This window comes from Rathayibacter sp. AY1A4 (assembly GCF_002930955.1).
In the GTDB taxonomy this organism is placed as follows: Bacteria; Actinomycetota; Actinomycetes; order Actinomycetales; family Microbacteriaceae; genus Rathayibacter.
In genome coordinates this window covers 42,763-61,229 of the sequence record NZ_PSTN01000001.1, presented here as the reverse complement: position 1 = coordinate 61,229, position 18,467 = coordinate 42,763, and the positions used below count along the sequence as shown (strand labels likewise).

The following is an 18,467-nucleotide window of genomic DNA, read 5'->3' as shown; positions in this document are numbered from 1 at the left end:
GCGGGATGCGAGGATGGGCGGGTGTCTGAGCGAAGCCGTCCGTCCATCTTCTGGTTCCTCGCGGCGGCGGTGATCCCCGTGATGACCGCCTCGGTCGACCTGCGGATCCGGAACGGCGACAAGATCCCGAGCACCGGAGCCTTCGTGTTCGCGCCGAACCACTACAGCGAGATCGACCCGATCATCACGGGCTGGACCCTGTGGCGCGCCGGCCGCGCACCGCGCTTCCTCGCCAAGGCCTCGCTGTTCTCGGTGCCCGTGCTCGGCTCGATCCTGCGCGGCTCCGGGCAGATCCCCGTCGAGCGCTCGGGCTCGGTCCGCGGCAGCGAGCCGCTGAAGACCGCCAAGGCTCTCGTGGACGAGGGCCGCTCGGTCATCATCTACCCCGAGGGCACCCTCACCCGCGACCCCGAGCTCTGGCCGATGCGCGGCAAGACGGGAGCGGTGCGGATGGCGCTGCAGTACGGCCTGCCTGTCGTCCCGGTCGCGCACTGGGGCGCGCAGCAGCTGATGGGCCGCTACTCCAAGCGGATCACCCTCTTCCGCCGCAAGCGCGTCGACGTGATCGTCGGCGACCCCGTCGACCTGTCCGCCTTCCGCGGACGCAGCCTCGACTCCGCCACCCTCAACGAGGCCTCCGCGGTCGTGATGGCGGCGATCACCGCCCTGCTCGAGGAGCTGCGCGGCGAGGCGGCGCCCGAGAAGCGCTGGAACCCCTCCGAGCACAACCAGAAAGGCACGGGTCGCTTTGAGTCCGAGAAGTAGGAAGGCGCCCATCCCCGTGCCCCGCCGCGTCGCCGTCCTCGGCGCCGGCAGCTGGGGCACCACGTTCGCGAAGATCCTCGCCGACGGCGGCTCCGACGTCGTGATGTGGGCGCGCCGCGCCGAGCTGGCCCGCGAGATCACCGAGGCCAAGCGCAACAGCGACTACCTCCCCGGCATCAACCTCCCGCGCAACATCCGGGCCACGCCGCGCATCGAGGAGGCGCTGGAGGGCGCGGACCACGTCTACCTCTCCATCCCGTCGCAGTCGCTGCGGAGCAACCTCGAGGCGATCACGCCGTTCCTCACCGAGCGCACGGTGCTGGTGAGCCTGATGAAGGGCGTCGAGAAGGGCACCGGCCAGCGGATGAGCGAGGTGATCGCGCAGATGCTGCCGGTCTCTCTCGACCGGATCGCCGTCGCCTCCGGGCCCAACCTCGCCCTCGAGATCGCCAAGGAGCAGCCGACCGCGGCGGTCATCGCCTCCGAGAGCCTCGTCACCGCGCAGGAGGTGGCTCTCGCGGCGACCAACCGCTACTTCCGCTCCTACGTCAACACCGACGTGATCGGCACCGAGTTCGGCGGCGTGCTGAAGAACCTCATCGCCGTGGCGATCGGCATCGTCGACGGCGTCGGCTACGGCGAGAACACGAAGGCATCGATCATCACGCGCGGTCTCGCCGAGATGACCGACTTCGCGGTCGCGTACGGCGGACGGGCCGAGACGATGGCCGGACTCGCTGGGCTCGGCGACCTCATCGCGACGTCGAGCTCGTCCCTCTCGCGCAACAACACGGCCGGGCGCCTGCTCGGCCAGGGCTACAGCTTCACCGACGTGGTGAAGTCGATGCAGCAGACGGCGGAGGGGCTCGCCTCCGTCGCGCCGGTCCTCGAGCTGGCGCGCGCCAGGGGAGTCGACATGCCCATCGTCGAGCAGGTGTCGCAGGTGCTCGCCGGTACGCTCGATCCGAAGGACATCGCGCCGCACCTGACCACGGATTCGGACGAGCCACAGGGTGAGAGGAACCTCGATGACCAGCAAGCTCCGCGTGGCCGTTCTGTTCGGGGGGCGCTCCAGCGAGCACTCGATCAGCTGCGCAACGGCGGCCGGGGTGCTGCGGGCGATCGACCGTGACCGCTTCGAGGTGATCCCCGTCGGGATCACCTCCGACGGCGCCTTCGTGCTCGAGGAGGACCGTCCTGAGAAGTTCGCTCTCGATGCCGCGTCGCTGCCCCGCGTCGAGGACGACGGCTCCCGTGTGCGCTGGCCGGAGTCGGCCCTCTCGCGTGAGCTCACCGTGACGACCGAGGACGGCGCGACGCGCTCGCTCGGCGAGGTCGACGTGGTGCTGCCGATCCTGCACGGCCCGTGGGGCGAGGACGGCACCGTCCAGGGGATGCTCGAGCTCGTCGGGCTGCCCTACGTCGGCTCGGGCGTGCTCGCGTCGGCGCTCGGCATGGACAAGCACTTCACCAAGACGGTGCTGCGGGCCGCAGGCCTCGCGGTGGCGCCCTGGTACCTCGTGACCGAGGCGGAGTGGCGCGCCGACCCGGGCGACGCCTCCTCGGCCCTCGACGAGCTGGGCCTGCCCGCGTTCGTGAAGCCGGCGCGGGCCGGCTCGAGCGTGGGCGTCAGCCGGATCGACGAGCGCGAGCAGCTCGAGGCCGCGCTGGAGGAGGCGTTCGCGCACGACTCGCGGGTGCTGATCGAGTCGGGCATCGTCGGCCGCGAGGTCGAGATCGGCGTGCTCGGCGGCCGCCGCGGTGCTCCGGCCCGCGCCTCCGTCGCCGGCGAGGTGGTCGTCTCCGGCCGCGGCTTCTACGACTTCGAGGCGAAGTACCTCGGGGCGTCCGGCATCGAGCTGGTCTGCCCGGCCGACCTGACCGACGGCGAGCTCTCCGAGATGCGGTCCCTCGCGATCCGCGCCTTCGACGCGATCGGAGCCGAGGGCCTCGCCCGGGTCGACTTCTTCCTCACCGCCGACGGCTTCGTCGTCAACGAGATCAACACCATGCCCGGCTTCACGCCGGTCTCGATGTTCCCGCGCATGTGGGGCGCGAGCGGCGTGGACTACCCGGACCTGATCAGCGAGCTGCTCGACTCGGCGCTCGACCGCGTCCCGGTCGCCGCCCGATGACGTCGGCGCTCGCGCTCCGCGTCGAGGCGGGCGCGGCCGCGGCGCCCTTCGAGCAGATCCGCGAGCAGATCACCGCTCTGATCGCCGCGGGCGAGCTGCCGGTCGGCACGCGGCTGCCGCCGGTGCGCGCGCTGGCCGAGACGCTGGGCGTCGCCGCGGGGACGGTCGCCCGCTCCTACCGGGAGCTGGAGTCGGCGGGCCTGGTCGAGACGCGCGGCCGGGCGGGCACGGTCGTCGCGGGAGGCGTGGACGCGCTGGAGCGCGAGCTGCAGGCCGCGGCCGCCGTGTTCGCGTCCCGCGCGCGCGAGCTGGGGGCGACCTCCGATGGTGCGCTCACCGCAGCGAGTCGAGCCCTCGGCGTCTGACCGCTGAGACTCAGCCGGTGGGCGTGTCCGTCGGATCGAGGGTGTCGGCGTCCGAGACGTCGGTGCACTCGCGCGTCTGCGGGACGTAGGAGACGGCGTTCGCCAGGTCGAGCGCCGCGGAGGATCCGGACGCGCGGCTCTGGTCGACGGTGATCTCCACCGCGGGATCGCGACCGTAGGTGGTCAGCGTGTAGATGTCCTCGTCCTTCTGCGTCTCGTCGATGATCCAGTCGACTCCGCTGACGTTCACGCAGAGGTCCGTCGTCGGACCGGGCACCTCGACTCCGCAGTGGAGGATGACGGCGGCCGGGGTGCCCCAGGCGGCGGTGCCCTGAGCATTCGTCTCGCGCTCGGGCTGCTCCGCGACCACGTCGGGCAGGCGCACCGAGACCTCCGCGCAGCCGGTGCTCGTCGCATCGGCGGCGGGCTCGAGGGCGACGCTGGCCGAGCAGCCCGAGAGCAGCAGGACGGCGGCGGCGGCGAGGAGGGGGGAGCGGAGTCGGCGGGGGGACATCGCCGTCAACGCTAGCGTGTGAACCATGGCAGAGGATCGGAGTCCCACCCTGGCCGAGCTCAGCGAGGGCGAGGTGCTCGCGAGGGTGCTGGCCCGGCTCGGCGGCCCGGGCGCGGAGACCCTGGTCGGGCCCGGCGACGACTGCGCGGTGCTGCGCGCTCCCGACGGCCGCTTCGTGGTGACCACGGACATGATGGTGCACGGCCCCGACTTCCGGCTGGCCTGGTCGCGCCCGGCGGACCTGGGCTGGAAGGCGGCGGCCTCGAACCTCGCCGACGTCGCGGCGATGGGGGCCCGTCCCACCGGGCTCGTCGTCGCGCTCGCGGCACCCCAGTCGCTGGGCGTCGACGTGCTGGAGGGGATCGCGGGCGGCCTCGCCGCCGGCTGCGCCGCGATGGCGCCGGGATGCGGAGTCGTCGGGGGAGACCTGTCCGCCTCCGCGACGCTGACGCTCTCGATCACGGCGTTCGGCTCGCTCGACGGACGACCGCCGGTGCTCCGCAGCGGTGCGAGGCCGGGGGACGTGCTCGCCGTGGCCGGCCCGCTGGGACGAGCGGGGCTCGGGCTGCGCCTGCTGTTCGAGCAGGCGCGGCGGGACGGGGAGCCGTCGGCCGACCTCGCCGCCCGGCTCCGCGAGCGGCATCCGTCCCTCCTCGAGGCGCAGCTGTGCCCGACCGCGCCGATCTCCGCGGGCGAGGCCGCGGGCGGGACCGCCACCGCGATGATGGACGTCTCGGACGGCGTGGTGCTCGACGCCCGTCGGATGGCGCGTGCGAGCGGAGTGGCGATCGACCTCGATGCCGCGGCGGTCGACGTGCACGCGCGCGGGCTCACGGGAGTGGAGGGCGTGGACCTCGACCTGGCGAGGGCGCTGGTGCTGGGAGGCGGCGAGGACCACGCGATGCTCGCGTGCTTCCCGCCCGCCGCGGCGCTGCCGGAGGGCTTCGTCCCGCTCGGGGTCGTCCGCGAGGGGGGCCCGGAGGTGCGCCTGGGCGGGGTCGCGCTCGAGGGGCGCGGGGGCTGGGACCCGTACCTCGGCTGGGACGGCGCGGCGGGCTGAGGCCGGTCAGCCGGCCGCCGAGGAAGCGGGCGAGGCGGGGGACGCCCACCAGATGGTGGTCTCGCCGTAGTCCTTCCTCCGCTCCCGCTCCAGACCCGCGGGCCAGCGCGGCTCCGGGCTGCGGGAGCTCCGCTCCACGACGACCACCGCGTCCTCGCGCAGCAGCGGCAGCACACCGGCGAGATCGGCGGCCAGGTCGTCCTCGCCGAGGTCGTAGGGCGGGTCGAGGAACACCGTGTCCGTATTGAGGGCCGGGGAGCCGTCGAGGAAGGAGCGGACCGAGCCGGTCACCACCTCGATCCGCGGGGCGGGCCGCTTGTTCTTGGCCGCCGCGGTCGCGATCGCCCGTGCGTTCTCGCCCGCGGTCCTCGCGGCCTTCGGGTCGCGCTCGACCAGGACGACCGCGCTCGCTCCGCGGCTGGCCGACTCGAGCCCGAGGGCGCCGGAGCCCGCGTAGAGGTCGACCACCGTCGCGCCGTCGAGGGCGTCCCGGGCCTCGAGGGCCGAGAAGACGGCCTCGCGCACGCGGTCGCTGGTGGGGCGGGTGCCCGCGCGCGGGACCCGGAGGGTGAGCGAGCCGGCGAATCCGGCGATGATCCTGGTCACCGGACCGAGCATAGGGCGGCACCCCTGCCCACGGCGTCCGGCGGCCGCCGCGCGGCTCCCGCCTGGCGGCACACTGCGAACTCGCGGAACCTGGACCCTTTTCCCGTCAGGACTGCGAGAATCCGTAGCTATGACGTCGCTCGAAGACACCCGCTCCGCTGTCGGCCGCCGAGCGGCTCCCGAGACGCCCCTGACCCGCGAGGAGTTCACGGCGCACTGCGGCGCCGTCCTCGGGAACCTCACCCGCGTGATCGACGGCAAGTCGGCCGAGGTCTCGATGGCGCTGACGGTGTTCCTCGCCGGTGGGCACCTCCTGATGGAGGACGTCCCCGGCACCGGCAAGACGGTCCTGGCGAAGTCGCTGGCGGCCTCGGTCGGCGGCAGCGTCGCGCGCATCCAGTTCACGCCCGACCTGCTCCCCTCCGACGTCACGGGGGTCTCCGTCTACAACCAGGCGACCCGCGACTTCGAGTTCAAGCCGGGCCCGGTCTTCGCGAACATCCTGATCGGCGACGAGATCAACCGGGCCTCGCCCAAGACGCAGTCGGCGCTGCTGGAGTGCATGGAGGAGCGCCAGGTCTCGGTCGACGGCACGACCCACCTCCTCCCGCGCCCCTTCGCCGTGATCGCGACGCAGAACCCGGTCGAGATGGAGGGCACCTACTCGCTGCCCGAGGCCCAGCGCGACCGCTTCATGGCCCGCCTCTCGCTCGGCTACCCCGATGAGCGCGCCGAGCTCGAGATGATCCGCACCCGCGACTCGGCCAGCCCGCTCGAGGAGCTGCGGCCCGTCGTGGGCCTCGCCGAGCTCGAGCGGATGATGGCCTACGTGCGCTCCGTGTACGTCGCACCGCCTGTGCAGGAGTACGTGGTGGCGATCATGCAGGCCACGCGGGTGGACCCCGAGCTGCGGCTCGGGGGGAGCCCGCGCGCCACGCTCCAGCTGATCGCCGCCGCGAAGGCGCTCGCCGCCCTCAGCGACCGCGACTTCGTGGTGCCGGACGACGTGGACGCGCTCGCCGTCCCCGTGCTCGGCCACCGCCTCCTGCCCGCCACCCGCCTCCCCGGCCGCTCCGGCGCCGGATCCTCGCACTCGGTCACCGAGATCGTGCAGCGCATCGTCGCGGCCACCCCCGTCCCCTTCGGCAACCGTGGCGACTGAGGCCCGCGCCGCCGAGACGCCGTCGTCCCGTCTCGGCGGTCTGCCCGCGCTCCGCGGGGTCGCGCTGACGCTGCGCGGCTGGGCGCTCGTTCTGCTGGGCGTCGCGGGAGTGGTGATAGCGCCGCTGTCGGAGTTCCGCGAGCTGCTGTTCGTCGGCCTGGTGCTGCTGGGCCTGCCCCTGGGCGCGCTCGTCTCCCTGCTCCTGGCGCCGGCGTCGTTCCGGGTGCAGTGCCGCTTCGCTCCCCAGACCGTCGCGGCCGGCGACGTGGTGGAGGTCGATGTGCTGCTCGAGAACCGCGGCCGCGCCGTCCGGAGCGGGGCCCGCGCCCACGACCGGCTCGAGCGCGTGGAGCGCGGGGTCGTCGTCGGCCGCCCGGTCGCCGAGGGCGTCTTCGGGCTGCCGGGCGTCCCGTCGGGCGGCCGCGTGCGCGCCCGCTACCGTCTGCCCGCCGAGCGGCGCGGGATCCACCGCATCGGCCCGCTGCGCCTGGTGCGCGGCGACGGCCTCGGGCTCGCGCTCCGCGAGAGCGTCGTGGGGGCTGCGCAGCCGTTCGTCGTGACTCCGCGGGTCGTGCCCCTCCAGAGCGACGTCCTGGACGCGCACGGAGCAGGCGGATCGAGCCCGGTCGCGCACGCGACGGCCGGCGCCGGCACGGACGACGTGATCCCGCGCGACTACCGCCCGGGGGACGCCATGCGCCGGGTGCACTGGCGGGCGAGCGCCCGCTCCGGCGAGCTCATGGTCCGCCAGGACGAGCAGAACACCGATCCGCACGCGTGGATCCTCCTCGAGACCCGGGCCGAGCGCGTGCTCGAGCGGCGCGGCGACGATCGGCTCGAATGGGCGGTGTCGATGACGGCCTCCCTCGCCGTGCACCTGCTCGACCGCGGCTTCGAGACCCACCTCGTCGAGACGGGTGCGGACGGCGAGCCGGAGCACTCGGAGGACGAGCGCGAGGTGGCCCACGACGTGCTGCTGCGCCTGGCCGAGCTGGCGCCCTCGCGCGACTCGGTCGACGCGGTGACCCGGATCTCGGCCGACATGCGCGACACGGGGGGAGTACGCCCGGTCTTCGCCGTGCTCACCCGACTCCTCGAGTCGGACCTCGACGCCCTCGGCTCCCTGGCCGCGCAGTCGCGCCCCGCGATCGCCTTCGTCGTCGCCGGCACCGCTGAGGAGGAGGCGGCTCTCGCCTCGCTCGGCTGGTACGCCGTGTCCGTAGACCAGAGCGCCTCCGTCGAGGAGGCGTGGGCGCAGGCTCTCGCTCTGCGGGTGGTGGCGTGAGCCGCCGCGTCGAGAGCGATCCGCGCGCCGGGTCGGCTCCTCTGAGCGGTCTGCTCTTCCTCGCGATCACGGCCGCCGCCGCCGGGATCGGGCGGCTCCTCGTCGGCGTCGACTGGCTGGTGCTCCTCGCGAGCGCGGTCGCCGTGGTGCTCGGCGTCCCGGCCGCCGCCCGGGCTCTGCGCGTGCACCCCGTCGTCCCGCCGATCCTCGGCACGCTGACGATGGTCGGCGTGCTGACCGCGATGTTCGTGCCCGGTCGGGCCCTGCTGTTCGTGATCCCCACACCCGGCGCCGTCGCGCAGGCGGAGGCGCTCGCGCAGGGCGGCTTCCAGTCCATCGCGCAGCAGGGGCTCCCGGCCATCGCCGACGACGGCATCTCGTTCCTCCTGATCGGCGGGGTGGTCGTGCTCGCCTGGGCGGCCGACCTGTTCGCCTTCTCCGTCCGCCTCCCCGCCCTGGCCGGTCTGTTCCCCGCGGCGCTGCTCGCGGTGCCGGCGATCGTGGACCCCTCCGAGGTGTCCTGGGCGAGCCTCGTCGTCACTGCGCTCGCCTACGCGGGCGTGCTCGCCGCCACGGCCGCCCCCCGCCGCCCGAGCGGCCCGAGCGCGGCCTCGGCCGTGCTGCCCGCCTTCGCGGCCGTGACCGTCGTCGTCCTGGGCGCGGGAGTCGTCGCCGGGTCGGCGGCCGGCTACGCGCGCACCACCGCCCCCTCGGGCGTCTCCGGCAGCCTCTTCAACGGCGCGATCGACCCGGTGGTCGCTCTCGGCGCGGACCTGCGCCGCCCGAACCCCGTGACCGTGCTGCGCTACGCCACCGACTCCGACCTGCCCGTCTACCTCCGCGTGCTGACCGTCTCGGACTTCGACGGCGACGACTGGGCGCCGAGCGAGACGGAGCAGACCGCTCCGATCGACGCGCCGATCGCGCCCGAGGGGCTCTCCGAGAGCGTGCCGCGCGAGGCGGAGGAGGTCGACGTCTCGGTGGAGACGCTGCGGAGCCAGTGGCTCCCCGTGCCGTATCCGGTCTCGTCGCTGACGGGCGTCGGCGACGGCTGGCTCCAGGACGTGCAGGACGGCTCGATCCGCGGCGACGCGACGACCCGCTCCGGAGACGACTACCAGGTGCAGGCGCTGCGGCTCGAGCCCGACCCGCAGCAGCTGCTCGCCGCTCCCGCGCCGTCCGGCGTCGACCGGTACCTCTCGCTCCCCGACGACGTGCCCGAGATCGTCCGCACCACCGCCGAGGAGGTCACGGCGGAGGCTCCGACCGCCTACGACCGGGCGCGCGCGCTGCAGACGTACTTCCGCTCGTCCGAGTTCCGCTACTCCGAGGACACCCCCGCGGAGGAGGGCTACGACGGCGACGGAGTCGGCGTGCTCTCGGCGTTCCTGACGACGAAGGAGGGCTACTGCGTCCACTTCGCCTCGGCGATGGCGGTGATGGCGCGCGAGCTCGGGATCCCGTCGCGGCTCGCCATCGGCTACCAGCCCGGCTCCGTCGTGCCCTCCGGCGGCAGCGACCTGACCACCTACCGCGTCCTCTCCTCCGACCTGCACGCCTGGCCCGAGCTGTACTTCGAGGGGGTCGGCTGGCTGCCCTTCGAGCCGACGCCCAGCCGCGGCGCTCCGGCCTCGTACACCCTGCCGAGCGCGACGGCGTCCTCGGGCCCCACCGCCCCGGGCTCGACCGCGACCACCGCGCCCGGTGCGACCAGCGCTCCCGCCGCGACGCCCACTCCGACGGCTGCGTCGGCGACGCCGACCCCCGGCGCCGTCGGCGCCTCGAGCACCACGGCGGCTCCGGCGGCGACGCTCTGGGTGCTGCTCCTGCTGCTCGTGCTCGTCCCCTGGCTGATGCGCGCCGTCCAGCGCGCGCTGCGGCGCCGGTCCGCGCGCTCCGGCTCCGTCGAGGCCGCGTGGGCCGAGCTGCTGGCGACCGCCCGCGACCTGGGCGTCCCCGTGGAGGACACGGAGTCTCCGCGCGCGCAGGAGGCCCGCATGGCTCCCGCCCTCGACCCCGGAGCGGCGGCACGTCTGCAGGGGCTCCGGGAGCGCGTCGAGCGCCGGCGCTACTCGCCGTCCGCGAGCGAGTCGGAGGCGTGGGACGACGCGACCGCCGTGGCCGCCGCGCTCCGCGGCTCCGCGGGTGCCGGTCGTCGGGTGCTCGCGTCGGTCGTGCCCCGCTCGGCGCTGGACCCGGTCGCCCGGCTCGCGCGTCCGAGGTCCGACCTATGATCGCTAGGTGATCCCGGACCCCCTCGACGCCTCGCTCGCGCCGCTGATCGGGCCGCGCACGGCGAGCGCGGTCGAGAAGGCCTTCGGGTACCGCACGGTCGGCGAGCTCCTGGGCCACTACCCGCGCCGCTACGCGAAGCGGGGCGAGCTGACGGCGCTCTCGCGTCTCCCCGTGGGAGAGAGCGTGACGATCGTGGCGGAGGTGCGCGAGGTTCGCGAGCGGCCGATGCGCAACCGGCGCGGCACCCTGCTCGAGGTCGTCATCTCGGACGGCTCGGGCACGCTCTCGCTGACGTTCTTCGGACAGCCCTGGCGCGCGGCGAAGCTCCACCGCGGCGTGCGCGGGATCTTCGCGGGCACGGTCTCGATGTTCCGCGACACCCCGCAGCTCACGCATCCCGACTACCGCCTGTTCGACGACGAGGAGGCCGCCGCGACGGAGACGGGAGGCGGTGAGCTCGCGAAGGACTGGGCCGAGCGGCCGATCCCGATCTACCCGGCGACCAGCGCGATCTCGAGCTGGCAGCTCCAGGCCGCGATCGGCGTGCTGCTGGACGGCCTGCGCGACGTGCCCGACCCGATGCCCGAGCAGGTGCGCGCCGGCCGCTCGCTGCTGGGCCTCGGCGAGGCGCTGGAGCTGATCCACCGCCCGCAGCGGGAGGGCGAGGAGGCGCAGGCGCGCGAGACGCTGCGCTTCCACGAGGCGTTCCTCCTGCAGCTCGCCCTGCTCGAGCGCCGGGCCTCGGCGCGCAGCAGCCCCGCGACCGCCCGCGTGCCCGGCCCCGGCGGGCTGCTCGAGCGCTTCGACGCCGCGCTGCCCTTCGCCCTCACCGGCGACCAGACCGCGGTGGGGCACGAGATCGCCGCCGACCTGGCCGCCGAGAGCCCGATGACCCGGCTGGTGCAGGGCGAGGTCGGCTCCGGCAAGACCCTCGTCGCGCTCCGGGCGATGCTCGCCACGGCCGAGAGCGGCGGGCAGGCGGCGCTGCTCGCTCCCACCGAGGTGCTCGCGGGGCAGCACCTCCGCTCGATCGCGAGGACCCTCGGCCCGGAGCTCGCGGCCGAGCTGGTGCCGACCCTCCTCACCGGCGGGCTGGGGGCGGCGCAGCGCCGCGCGGCCCTCCTCCGGATCGTCTCGGGCACGGCGAAGATCGTCGTCGGCACGCACGCCCTCCTCGGCGACGCGGTCTCCTTCTACGACCTGGGCCTCGTCGTGATCGACGAGCAGCACCGCTTCGGCGTGGACCAGCGGGACGCCCTGCGCCGGAAGGGCGCCACCCCGCCGCACGTGCTGGTGCTGACGGCCACGCCCATCCCGCGGACCGTCGCCATGACGGTCTTCGGCGATCTCGACACCTCGACCATCCGCGAGCTGCCCGCCGGGCGCCCCGGCATCACGAGCCACGTGGTCCCGCTCGCCGACCACCCCGCGTGGATCGCGCGGGCGTGGGAGCGCGCCGAGGAGGAGATCCGCTCGGGCCACCAGGTCTACCTCGTCTGCCCGGCGATCGAGCCGGGGGAGCCCGCCGAGGGCGCGCAGCCGCCCGAGGAGGACGCCGCCGCGCCGCTCACGACCGTCGCGGCCACGCTGGAGGGCGTGCGCGCGCATCCGCTGCTCGGGAAGCGGCGGTCGGCCGCGCTGCACGGGCGGATGACGACGGAGGAGAAGGACGCCGTGATGCGCTCCTTCGCCGCGGGGGAGATCGACGTCCTGGTGTCGACGACGGTCATCGAGGTCGGCGTGGACGTGCCGAACGCCTCGATGATGGTCGTGCTCGACGCGGAGCGGTTCGGGGTCTCGCAGCTGCACCAGCTCCGCGGGCGCATCGGGCGCGGCGGCGTCGCGGGGGTGTGCCTGTTCGTGACGGCGGCGGAGGCGGGGACGGTCGCGCGCGAGCGGGTGGAGGCGGTCGCCGCGACGCTCGACGGCTTCGCGCTCGCCGAGGTCGACCTGGAGCTGCGCCGCGAGGGCGACGTGCTGGGCGACTCGCAGTCCGGCGGGCGCTCGTCGCTCCGCCTGCTGCGGGTGGTGCAGGACGCGGACGTCATCGTGGAGGCGCGGGCGCTGGCCGAGCGGCTCCTCGCGGAGGACCCGTCGCTCGCCGCGCACGACCGGCTCCGTGCCGCGCTCGAGCGCCGCGTGCAGGACCGCGACCGGGAGTTCCTCGCCAAGAGCTAGGCGGTGCCCGCCCGCTACTCTGTCGGCATGGCCCGCATCGCCGTCGTCCCCGGCTCTTTCGACCCCGTGACCCTCGGTCATCTCGACGTGATCGAGCGGGCCGCGCGCCTGGTCGACGAGCTGCACGTGGTGGTGGTCCACAACCCCGCCAAGACCGCGCTGCTGCCGATCGCCCAGCGCGTCTCGCTCATCGAGCAGTCGATCGCGGAGGCGGGGGTCGAGGGGCGGATCGTCGTCGCCTCGTGGAGCATGGGCCTGCTCGTCGACTACTGCACCGACGTCGGCGCGAGCATCCTGGTGAAGGGCATCCGCTCGCAGGTCGACGTGGCGTACGAGACCCCCATGGCGATCGTGAACCGCAACCTCGCGCACGTCGAGACGGTGTTCCTCCTGCCCGATCCCGCGCACGCCCACGTGTCGAGCTCGCTGGTGCGGCAGGTCTCCTCCCTCGGCGGCGACGTCGCCCCCTACGTGCCGCCCGCGGTCGCCGCGTACCTCGCCGCCGGCTGAGGCGCCGGCGATCGTCCACTCGGGTGATCCCGGGCCGTGGACCCGTGCGCCCGTGGCAGCCGGGAGAATGGACCGGTGAGCGAGACGCGCGTGCAGGCCTGGGCCCTCGACGGCATCCCGGAGGTGACTCCCGGTGACGACCTGCTCGAGCTGATCCTCGCGGCCGTCGCCGCCGCCGCCGAGGAGGACCGGCCCGCGGACGGCGACATCCTCGTGGTCACGAGCAAGATCGTCTCGAAGGCGGAGGGGCGCGTCGTCGCCGCGGCCGACCGCGAGGACGCGATCACGGCCGAGACCGTCCGCGTCGTCGCCACCCGGGCGCACGGGTCCGGCGTCACCCGCATCGTGGAGAACCGCCTCGGGATCGTGCAGGCGGCGGCCGGAGTCGACGCCAGCAACGTCGCGGAGGGGACGGTCCTCCTCCTCCCCGTCGACCCGGACGCCTCGGCGCGGGCCCTCTGCGCGGGCCTGCGAGAGCGGCTCGGCGTGGAGGTGGGCGTGCTCGTCAGCGACACCCTGGGCCGCGCCTGGCGGGTCGGGCAGACCGACGCGGCCATCGGAGCCGCGGGCGTCCTCGTGATCGACGACCTCCGCGGCGGGGTCGACGCCCTGGGGCGCACGCTGGGAGTGACCATGCCGGCCGTGGCGGACGAGATCGCCGCGCTCGGCGACCTGGTGAAGGGCAAGGCGAGCGGTCGCCCCGTCGCCGTCGTCCGCGGGCTCGCCCGCCTGGTGACGGGAGTCGAGAGCCCGGGCGCCCGCACGCTGACCCGCACGGGCCCCGACGACATGTTCCGCCTCGGCGCCGACGAGGCCTTCGCCGAGGGCTTCGCGGCCGGAGCCGCCTCGCGCGAGGAGCGCGCGTGACCGGCTGGAGCGCGGTCGTCGTGTTCAAGGGCCGCGGCGGCTCGAAGACGCGCCTCGACGTGCCGGGCCGCGCGGCGCTGGCCGAGGCGTTCCTCCTGGACACGCTCGCCGCCGTGGCCGCCGCGGAGCCGGTGGCGAGCCTTCTCCTGGTCACCTCCGACGCCGGTGCGGCCGACCGCGCACGGGCGGAGCACCCGCAGCTGGTGGTGGTGCCCGACCCGGGGACCCTCGACGCCGCCGTGTCCGGGGGAGCCGAGGCCGCCCTCCACCGCCGGCCGGGCGCCCCGGTGATCGTGCTGACCGGGGACCTGCCCGCCCTGCTGCCGTCGGACCTCTCCGAGGCGCTCGCGACGCGGTCGCTCCCGGCCGTCGTCCCGGACCGCGAAGGGAGCGGCACCACGGCGCTCCTGCTGGCGGCCGGAGCCCTCGTCGCTCCGGCGTTCGGCCCGGGCTCTCTGGCCCGGCACCGCGACGCGGGCTGCGCCGTCGTCGTGCTGCCCGGCTCGTCGACGCTGAGGCTGGACGTCGACACGCTCGCCGATCTCGGAGACGCGGAGGAGGCCGGCGTCGGCCCGCACACCTCCCGCGCGCTGGCCGCAGCGGCCTGACGCGCAGGGAGACCGAGCCGCGGACGCGATCAGCCGGCGAGCAGCCCCGCCTCGAACGCCGCCGTCAGGCCCGCGTCGATCGCGAGCGGTGCGCCGTCGACCGAGCGGACGGGGATCGCCCGCCGGGTGCTCGACACCAGCCACGCCGCATCGGCACCGGTGAGCGCCGAGACCGGCAGCTCGCGGCGCGACGACGCGAGCCCGCGGCGCTCGCCCAGCGCGAGGACCCGCTCGACCGTCGTGCCGGCGAGCACGCTGTCCGAGAGCGGCGTCGCGAGCACCCCGTCGCCGAGGAGCACCAGGCTCGACGTCGCCCCCTCGAGGAGAAGCCCGTCGCTCGTGCGCCAGACCACGTCGTCCGCGCCCCGGGACGCCGCCTCGCGCAGCGCCGCCCGGGTGACGGCGCCCGAGGTGGTCTTGACGCCCGGGAGCAGCCACGGCGCGAGCGGACCGCTCGCGTACCCGCGGTCCAGCAGGACGACGGCCGCGCCCTTCTCCCGGAGAGCGCTCGAGTCGGGAGTCGGAGCCGCGCGCGCGGTGCACCGGGCGGAGTCGCCCGACCCGTGGGCGGCGATGAAGCGGACCGTCAGGTCGTCGACCCGATCGTGCTCCGCCACGGCGAGGTCGACCGCTCGGGACCAGAGGGGCGCCTCCGGGATCGTCAGCCCGACGGCCCGGGCCGATCCGGCCAGCCTCTCGAGGTGCTCGCCGAGCGCACGGGGACGTCCGTCGAGGACCGCGACGGTCTCGAAGACCCCGTCGCCGCGGAGGTAGCCCGCCTCGTCGACGCGGACGAGCGGACCCTCCGGGTCGCGGAGGACGACGGCGCCGGAGGTGATCTCGACCAGGACGGGGGTGCTCATCCGCCCATCCTGCCCCCGGCGGAGCCTCAGCGGGGGAGGAGGCCGCTCGCCACGTCGGACGGCTCGACGATCTCGCGCCACGGCTCCGGCCGGAGTCCTGCCGAGCCGACCACGTCGGCCCCGGCGAGGAGATCCACGTCGAGACCGGTCAGCTCGCCGATCGCGGCGACCGGCAGCTGGAACGTCCTGAAGCCGCCGAGCGGCACCAGGCCCTCGCGCACGCGCTCCACGAGCTCGCTCTGGTCGAGCAGGTACGCGCTCGTCGCGAGCGTCGATCCGTCCGGGCTCCACGCCGCGATCTTCCAGAAGCGGCGGGGGATGCCCGTACCGCGGTAGACCGGGTCGTCGTCCGCGAGCACGGGCCCGGTGAAGACGCTCAGGCGCGTGCGCCAGGTCTGCGCGTACTCGAGCACCAGCGTCTCGAGCCCGAGCCACAGCTCCTGCGACTGGTTGAAGCCGCTCGCCTGGGGCGCGGCGTTCGTGTAGCAGAAGCTGTCGCGGTTGGCCGCGGCGGCCTCGTCCCGGTCGCCCCAGACGGGGTCGCGGCGGCGGACCAGGTGGCCCCGGTCGAGGTCGTTGCGGGCGTACACCTCCGGCCCGGTCTGCTCGGAGGCGGGGATGCGGTCGTCGAGGTGCCAGTCGTCGCCGCGGCCGAGCTCGACCAGGCGCGCGCCGTCGATGTTCACGGCCGTCGAGACGGCCAGGCGCCGCTCCGGATCCAGCAGCACCTCGAAGTGCGTGTACGGCAGGAGCCGCACCGGGCGCTCGACCCTCAGGCGCGGCGCACCCGCGGGGACGCCGAGGAAGTCCGCGTCGAAGCTCACTCCTCGACCTCCGCCGTCGGAGTCGCCGTGGCTGTCGCTGTCGGGGTCGCCGTGGGCGTCGCCGGGGAAGCCTCGGTCGCGGGGACTCCCGTGCCGGTCGGAGCCGGAGCCGGTGCCTGGGTGGCGGGAGCCGGGACCTGCGAGCCGTTGCTGATCAGCAGGGCGATGTCGGAGTAGCGCGCGACGGTCGTGCCCGCGGCCGGGTCGGTGCCCGCCACCACGCCGGCGGGGAGCGACGAGTCGATGGTCGCCCCCTCCTCGACGTCGAAGCCGAGGTCCTCCAGCGCCTCCGTGGCGTCGTCGACCGAGCGGCCGGAGACGGTCGGCACGGCGATCTGACGGCCGTTCAGCAGGGCGCTGCTGGGCTCCTCGAAGTCGTCTCCGCCGTACTTCTGGTCGGCGCGGGTCATCACCGAGTTCCAGATGTAGTGGCGGATGTTGGAGGCGTACGGGCGGCTCTCGAGCTCCGAGTTCGGGAAGCGGACCTCGCGCATCGAGGTGTGGCCGTCGATGTTGCCCACCCAGACCACGGTCGCGACGCGCGAGCTCGCGCCGTCCATCCAGGTCGACTCCGCGTTGTCGGTGGTGCCCGTCTTGCCGATGTGCTCGATGCCGTCGTCCGGGTCGGACTGGGCGGCCGTGCCGCCGGTGACGACGCGCTGCAGGGCGTAGTTCGCGACCGCCGTCAGCTCGGGGCTGAGGGCCTGGTTGCAGGTGGAGGTCGGCGGCTGGACGGCGGCGCCGGTCGCGTCGGTGATCGAGTCGATGGCGATCGCGGAGCAGGCGGTGCCGTTGTTGGCGAAGCCGGCGAAGGCGGTGACCATCGAGAGGGGGGAGATGAGCGTGTCCGAGCCGAGGACGGCGGACGGCTTGTAGTCGACCTCGCCGCCGTCGGCCGCCTTCACGCCGAAGCCGACCGCGCGGTCGCGGATCGCGCAGAGGTCGAGCTGCTGCGCCATCGAGACGTAGACGGTGTTGATCGACTGCATCGTGCCGGTCAGCACGCTGTAGCTGCCGTTCTCGCTGTCGTCGTTGTTGACCTCGTAGGAGGTGTCGAGCTCGCCGCCCGGCGCGCAGCTGGCGGGGAAGCCCGAGAAGGTGCGCTCGCGGCCGTTGATCGTCTCGTTCAGGGTGCGTCCGCTCGCGAGCCACTGCGCGAGCGTGAACACCTTGTAGGTCGATCCGACCTGGAACCCGGCGGAGCCGCCGTAGGCCGTGTCGGTGTTGAAGTTGACGGCAGAGAAGTTCGCGCCGTTGACGGCGCCGGCCGCGTCGTAGTCCTTGTTCTGCACCATCGCCAGGATCCGGCCGGTGCCGACCTCCATCGAGACGGTCGCGCTGCCGATGTTGGTGTCGAGGGTGGGGACCTTGGGGACGGCGTTGTTCGTCGCGTTCGCCGCGGTGTCCTGCAGGTCGCGGTCGAGCGTCGTGTAGATCTTGTAGCCGCCGCGCTGGAAGTTCGCGAGGCGGGTGTCCGCGTCGTCGCCGAACGCCGGGTCGTTCTGGACGACGCGGGTGATGTAGTCGCAGAAGAAGGCCGCGTTGCCGGCGGTCTGGCATCCGGTGGGCGTCTGCGTGATCGCGGGGACGACCTCCTCGGCGACGGCGGCGTCGTGGTCGGCCTGCGAGATCTTCCCCTCCTGCAGCATCTGGTCGAGGACGTAGTCGCGGCGGATCTTGTTGTCCGGGATGTTCTCGGGCTGGTCGATCCTGAGGCCGTTGGGGTTGTTGACCGTGGCGATCAGGCTCGCGGCCTGCGCCAGGCTCAGGTCGGCCGCGGTGGTCGAGAAGTAGTACTCGGCCGCCGCCTGGATGCCGTAGACCTGCCCGCCGAAGCCCGCGATGTTGAGGTAGCCGAGGAGGATGTCGTCCTTGCTGTACTTCTTCTCGAGGTCGACGGCGAGCTTCATCTCCTTGAGCTTGCGGCTCGGAGTGGTCGCGGTCGCCTCCTCGTAGGCGGCCTCCGAGGCGGCCTCGTCGGTCGCGCTCAGCGACTCCGCCTTCTGCACGAGGACGTTCTTGACGTACTGCTGGGTGATGGAGGATCCGCCCTGGAGGTCACCGCCGACGATGTTGCTGAGCACCGCGCGGATCGTGCCCTGCAGGTCGACGCCGCCGTGGTCGTAGAAGCGCGGGTCCTCGGTCGAGACCGCCGCGTCCTTCACGGACTGGCTGACCTGGTCGAAGGCCACCTCCTCGCGGTTCTGCGCGTAGAAGGAGGCGAGCAGCTCGTCCGAGCCGTCGGTGCGCTTGGCGTAGATCTCGGTCTTCTGGGCCAGCTGGCCGAGCTCGAGGTACTCCGGCACCGTCTCGAACAGCCCGATCGGGTTGTTCTCGGCGAGACCGGTGACGGCGAGGGCGGGAGTGACCCCGACCGTGATCAGCAGGCCCCCGGCGAGGCTGGCTCCGACGATCCCGAGGACCCGGGCGAGCACGCCGCCGCGGGCGGTTCCTTGCGCAGACATGGCTACGAGAGTAGGCGACGAGTCT

At 74.1% G+C, this 18,467-nt stretch carries 17 protein-coding genes; 12 read left to right on the top strand and 5 right to left on the bottom strand.

The genetic code is table 11. The annotated features are described in order from the left end of the window. Positions 1-21: 21 nt before the first annotated feature. From C5B92_RS00260 to C5B92_RS00245, 4 genes are read left to right on the top strand one after another with little or no spacing between them, the layout of a single operon-like run. A complete protein-coding gene (locus C5B92_RS00260; protein WP_258059294.1) occupies positions 22-765 on the top strand; it encodes a 1-acyl-sn-glycerol-3-phosphate acyltransferase in 744 nt (247 codons plus the stop codon). Between the two features lie 16 nt (positions 766-781). Next, a complete protein-coding gene (locus C5B92_RS00255; protein WP_181027083.1) occupies positions 782-1,897 on the top strand; it encodes an NAD(P)H-dependent glycerol-3-phosphate dehydrogenase in 1,116 nt (371 codons plus the stop codon). After that, a complete protein-coding gene (locus tag C5B92_RS00250) occupies positions 1,794-2,900 on the top strand; it encodes a D-alanine--D-alanine ligase family protein (protein WP_104283463.1) in 1,107 nt (368 codons plus the stop codon). The genes C5B92_RS00255 and C5B92_RS00250 overlap by 104 nt, the downstream gene beginning before the upstream one ends. Further along, entirely contained in the window at positions 2,897-3,265 is a 369-nt protein-coding gene (locus C5B92_RS00245) for a GntR family transcriptional regulator (RefSeq protein ID WP_104223095.1), read from the top strand. Before C5B92_RS00250 ends, C5B92_RS00245 begins: the two co-directional genes overlap by 4 nt. Positions 3,266-3,275: 10 nt before the next feature. On the opposite strand, the gene C5B92_RS00240 is transcribed toward C5B92_RS00245, so the two are convergent. Continuing rightward, complete coding sequence (locus C5B92_RS00240) at positions 3,276-3,779, bottom strand: DUF3515 family protein (protein ID WP_104223096.1); 504 nt, start codon at positions 3,777-3,779, stop codon at positions 3,276-3,278. Between the two features lie 25 nt (positions 3,780-3,804). Here C5B92_RS00240 and thiL point away from each other — a divergent pair, with 25 nt between their 5' ends. Further along, positions 3,805-4,839: a thiamine-phosphate kinase gene (gene thiL, locus C5B92_RS00235; protein WP_104349967.1), complete on the top strand. Its 1,035-nt coding sequence runs from the start codon at positions 3,805-3,807 to the stop codon at positions 4,837-4,839. 6 nt (positions 4,840-4,845) lie between these two features. On the opposite strand, the gene C5B92_RS00230 is transcribed toward thiL, so the two are convergent. After that, on the bottom strand, positions 4,846-5,445 hold the full coding sequence (locus tag C5B92_RS00230) for an RsmD family RNA methyltransferase (RefSeq protein WP_104350015.1): 600 nt from the start codon (positions 5,443-5,445) through the stop codon (positions 4,846-4,848). A 130-nt stretch (positions 5,446-5,575) separates the two neighbouring features. Here C5B92_RS00230 and C5B92_RS00225 point away from each other — a divergent pair, with 130 nt between their 5' ends. The 7 genes from C5B92_RS00225 to cofC all read left to right on the top strand — a co-directional run bounded on the left by C5B92_RS00225 (position 5,576) and on the right by cofC (position 14,290). After that, positions 5,576-6,607, top strand: coding sequence for a MoxR family ATPase (locus C5B92_RS00225; protein WP_104225624.1), 1,032 nt, complete (start codon positions 5,576-5,578; stop codon positions 6,605-6,607). Further along, on the top strand, positions 6,597-7,892 hold the full coding sequence (locus C5B92_RS00220) for a DUF58 domain-containing protein (RefSeq protein WP_104349966.1): 1,296 nt from the start codon (positions 6,597-6,599) through the stop codon (positions 7,890-7,892). The genes C5B92_RS00225 and C5B92_RS00220 overlap by 11 nt, the downstream gene beginning before the upstream one ends. Then, positions 7,889-10,126 (top strand): DUF3488 and transglutaminase-like domain-containing protein, encoded by a 2,238-nt coding sequence (locus C5B92_RS00215; RefSeq protein ID WP_104349965.1) that lies wholly within the window; start codon positions 7,889-7,891, stop codon positions 10,124-10,126. The genes C5B92_RS00220 and C5B92_RS00215 overlap by 4 nt, the downstream gene beginning before the upstream one ends. A 7-nt stretch (positions 10,127-10,133) precedes the next feature. Further along, on the top strand, positions 10,134-12,305 hold the full coding sequence (locus C5B92_RS00210) for an ATP-dependent DNA helicase RecG (RefSeq protein WP_374952905.1): 2,172 nt from the start codon (positions 10,134-10,136) through the stop codon (positions 12,303-12,305). Between the two features lie 27 nt (positions 12,306-12,332). After that, positions 12,333-12,815, top strand: a complete 483-nt coding sequence (gene coaD, locus C5B92_RS00205; protein WP_104223138.1) for a pantetheine-phosphate adenylyltransferase — start codon at positions 12,333-12,335, stop codon at positions 12,813-12,815. A 75-nt stretch (positions 12,816-12,890) separates the two neighbouring features. Beyond that, complete coding sequence (locus C5B92_RS00200; protein ID WP_258059296.1) at positions 12,891-13,682, top strand: coenzyme F420-0:L-glutamate ligase; 792 nt, start codon at positions 12,891-12,893, stop codon at positions 13,680-13,682. Then, positions 13,679-14,290 (top strand): 2-phospho-L-lactate guanylyltransferase, encoded by a 612-nt coding sequence (gene cofC, locus C5B92_RS00195; RefSeq protein WP_104225626.1) that lies wholly within the window; start codon positions 13,679-13,681, stop codon positions 14,288-14,290. The genes C5B92_RS00200 and cofC overlap by 4 nt, the downstream gene beginning before the upstream one ends. A 29-nt stretch (positions 14,291-14,319) precedes the next feature. Here cofC and C5B92_RS00190 read toward each other — a convergent pair whose 3' ends face one another. Genes C5B92_RS00190 through C5B92_RS00180 form a run of 3 tightly spaced genes read right to left on the bottom strand, consistent with a single transcriptional unit; the run spans position 14,320 to position 18,442 of the window. Then, positions 14,320-15,153, bottom strand: a complete 834-nt coding sequence (locus C5B92_RS00190; RefSeq protein ID WP_104349964.1) for an aminotransferase class IV — start codon at positions 15,151-15,153, stop codon at positions 14,320-14,322. A 26-nt stretch (positions 15,154-15,179) separates the two neighbouring features. Further along, complete coding sequence (locus tag C5B92_RS00185; protein WP_258061192.1) at positions 15,180-15,977, bottom strand: DNA/RNA non-specific endonuclease; 798 nt, start codon at positions 15,975-15,977, stop codon at positions 15,180-15,182. After that, positions 15,974-18,442: a transglycosylase domain-containing protein gene (locus C5B92_RS00180; protein ID WP_104349963.1), complete on the bottom strand. Its 2,469-nt coding sequence runs from the start codon at positions 18,440-18,442 to the stop codon at positions 15,974-15,976. Before C5B92_RS00180 ends, C5B92_RS00185 begins: the two co-directional genes overlap by 4 nt. Positions 18,443-18,467 lie beyond the last annotated feature (25 nt).

Excerpts from the sequence above, each read along its gene's own strand:
- thiL (WP_104349967.1), top strand. The coding sequence starts at position 3,805 with ATGGCAGAGGATCGGAGTCCCACCCTGGCCGAGCTCAGCGAGGGCGAG.
- C5B92_RS00240 (WP_104223096.1), bottom strand. The coding sequence starts at position 3,779 with ATGTCCCCCCGCCGACTCCGCTCCCCCCTCCTCGCCGCCGCCGCCGTC.
- coaD (WP_104223138.1), top strand. The coding sequence starts at position 12,333 with ATGGCCCGCATCGCCGTCGTCCCCGGCTCTTTCGACCCCGTGACCCTC.
- C5B92_RS00245 (WP_104223095.1), top strand. The coding sequence starts at position 2,897 with ATGACGTCGGCGCTCGCGCTCCGCGTCGAGGCGGGCGCGGCCGCGGCG.
- C5B92_RS00190 (WP_104349964.1), bottom strand. The coding sequence starts at position 15,153 with ATGAGCACCCCCGTCCTGGTCGAGATCACCTCCGGCGCCGTCGTCCTC.
- C5B92_RS00180 (WP_104349963.1), bottom strand. The coding sequence starts at position 18,442 with ATGTCTGCGCAAGGAACCGCCCGCGGCGGCGTGCTCGCCCGGGTCCTC.
- C5B92_RS00250 (WP_104283463.1), top strand. The coding sequence starts at position 1,794 with ATGACCAGCAAGCTCCGCGTGGCCGTTCTGTTCGGGGGGCGCTCCAGC.
- C5B92_RS00225 (WP_104225624.1), top strand. The coding sequence starts at position 5,576 with ATGACGTCGCTCGAAGACACCCGCTCCGCTGTCGGCCGCCGAGCGGCT.